The sequence below is a fragment of the Streptomyces sp. NPDC058291 genome, from assembly GCF_042880855.1.
Taxonomy (GTDB): domain Bacteria; phylum Actinomycetota; class Actinomycetes; order Streptomycetales; family Streptomycetaceae; genus Streptomyces.
The window spans coordinates 17,975-19,997 of the sequence record NZ_JBHVYK010000121.1 but is presented as its reverse complement, the minus strand read 5'-3'; the positions used below and the strand labels follow the sequence as shown (position 1 = coordinate 19,997).

The following is a 2,023-nucleotide window of genomic DNA, read 5'->3' as shown; positions in this document are numbered from 1 at the left end:
GCGCGTAGACGAAGACCGTGCGGCCCTCCACCGTGCCCCAGCCGGTGATCACACCGTCCGTGAACGGCTTCTTCGCCTCCAGGCCGAACCCGGTCGCCCGGTGCCGGCGCAACTGCTCGACCTCCTGGAAGGAACCCGGGTCCACCAGCAGCCCGATCCGCTCCCGGGCGGTCAGCTTGCCCTTGGCGTGCTGCGCCCGGGTCGCCTTCTCGCTCGGGCCGGCCAGCGCCCGGGCGCGGATCTCGTGCAGCTCGGCCACGCGGCCGCGCGCGCCCGAAGGCTCGGCGGCCACCTGGAGAACGTCATTGAGGACTGTCACTGTGCCTCCCTCCCTCGTGAGCGCGGCGGACTGTGCCCAGATTAACAAACCGCATGTGCGGTTCATAGGGGCGTGGTGGCGCGCACACATGAATCAGCCCTGGACAAAGCGCCTGCCGGCCTCGCGACCGGGCGCACGGGGCCCTATCGCCAGCAGTGCGGAGCGCGCCATTGCGTGGCGGCGCACTCGGGACTGCGCCACGACGGGGCGTCGGCGAACGGCTCCTGCGGGCGGCTCAGCGCCGCTCGCCCGGCCAGCACCGACCACAGCACGACGGCCACCGCGGCCAGTTCGTCATCGTCGGCCCGCCCGCGCTCGACCCGCAGCGCGAGGGGGGCGAGGCCCGCTTCGTCCATGTCCGCTCCTCCCGGTCCCGCCCACCGTGCGGCACCGCGCTACAGAGACGCTTCAATGCCGCTCGAGGCGCTCGGACAGGAGGCCTGAGCCGCCATGGGGCTGTGAGCTGGAGGAACGCTGGAGAATCGGCTGATCGTGCGCTGCCGCGCTCCCGGCCGCGGGCCGCCGGGGCGAACGTTCCCGCGCGGAGGCTCCGATTCCTCTGGAAACAAACCCGGTTGCCCTTTATTTTTTCCCCCCACAGCCCATCTCCGATCTGGTCCAGGGGGAGCGATGACTGCGAGCACGTTCCGGTTCGAAGGTCCGTCGATCGAGCAGGCAGCGGCACGGGCCGCTCAGTCGCCTTTCTATTGGTCGACGGCACTGCTCAACGGCCACCTGACCACGACGGTCCCCAGGGAGCTGGTGCACCGGGCAGCCGTCGCCGAGGTCATGCTCACCGGCTGGCAGCGGTTGAGCGACACCCACTTCGCGATGACCGCCCAGTGGCCGCGGGGCCACAGCTTCTTCACCACCGCGGACCGGACCCACCACGACCCGCTGATCGCCGCTGAAACGATCCGCCAGATCGGCGCCCTGCTCGCCCACGCCGAGTTCGGCGTGCCCATCGGCCACCAGTTCCTGCTGGAGGAGCTGGCCCTCACGGTGCATCCCGAGGAGATCCGGGTCGGCGGGGCGCCCGCCGCGCTGGACCTCGACGTCACCTGTACCGAGGTCAGGAAGCGCGGCACGCGACTGACCGGCATGACGTACGAGACGAAGGTGCTGCGCGAGGGGCGCCTCGCCGCGTCGGGACGGATCTCCTTCAGCACCATCGCTCCGGCCGTGTACCGGCGGCTGCGCCCGCAGCGCGTCTTCGACCCCGGGCACCGCGCCCTCGCGCTGACGGCTCCGGTGGCCCCGTCGACCGTGGGCCGCCTCTCGCCCACCGACGTGGTCCTCTCCCCCACCGGCGAGCCGGACCGCTGGCACCTGCGCATGGACACCCGCCACCCCGTCCTCTTCGACCACCAGGTCGACCACGTCCCGGGCATGGTGCTCCTGGAGGCCGCCCGCCAGGCGGCGACCGCGGTCCTGGGCAGACCCTCGATCCTGCCGCTCGGCCTGGACTGCGAGTTCCTGAAGTACGCGGAGCTGGACCTGCCCTGTCTGATCGACGCCCTGCGCCTGCCCAGGGTGGCGCCCGAGGACCCGGAGACGGTTCTGGTGACCGGCTGCCAGGACGGCCGGACCGTCTTCACCTCGACCGTGCGGGCCGCCCCGCTCGACTGACCGCGCGAAGGAGGGGCCGAGCGCGGACCTGCCCCTCCTCACCACGCCGGAGAGCCGCCACGCGCCCTCCGGTTC

General features: G+C 72.1%; 3 protein-coding genes. 1 reads left to right on the top strand and 2 read right to left on the bottom strand.

The genetic code is table 11. The features are described from left to right. Together ACFVYK_RS35355 and ACFVYK_RS35350 are read right to left on the bottom strand one after the other, a co-directional pair. On the bottom strand, positions 1–385 hold a 385-nt coding region (locus ACFVYK_RS35355; protein ID WP_389780839.1), incomplete at its 3' end, for a carboxyl transferase domain-containing protein. 77 nt (positions 386–462) lie between these two features. Then, on the bottom strand, positions 463–675 hold the full coding sequence (locus tag ACFVYK_RS35350) for an acyl-CoA carboxylase epsilon subunit (RefSeq protein ID WP_389780838.1): 213 nt from the start codon (positions 673–675) through the stop codon (positions 463–465). Positions 676–949: 274 nt separating this feature from the next. On the opposite strand from ACFVYK_RS35350, the gene ACFVYK_RS35345 reads away from it, so the two are divergent. Further along, complete coding sequence (locus ACFVYK_RS35345) at positions 950–1,948, top strand: ScbA/BarX family gamma-butyrolactone biosynthesis protein (protein ID WP_389780837.1); 999 nt, start codon at positions 950–952, stop codon at positions 1,946–1,948. Positions 1,949–2,023 lie beyond the last annotated feature (75 nt).

Bases quoted from the DNA above. Each gene is read 5' to 3' on its own strand.
- ACFVYK_RS35350 (WP_389780838.1), bottom strand. From the start codon at position 675: ATGGACGAAGCGGGCCTCGCCCCCCTCGCGCTGCGGGTCGAGCGCGGG.
- ACFVYK_RS35345 (WP_389780837.1), top strand. From the start codon at position 950: ATGACTGCGAGCACGTTCCGGTTCGAAGGTCCGTCGATCGAGCAGGCA.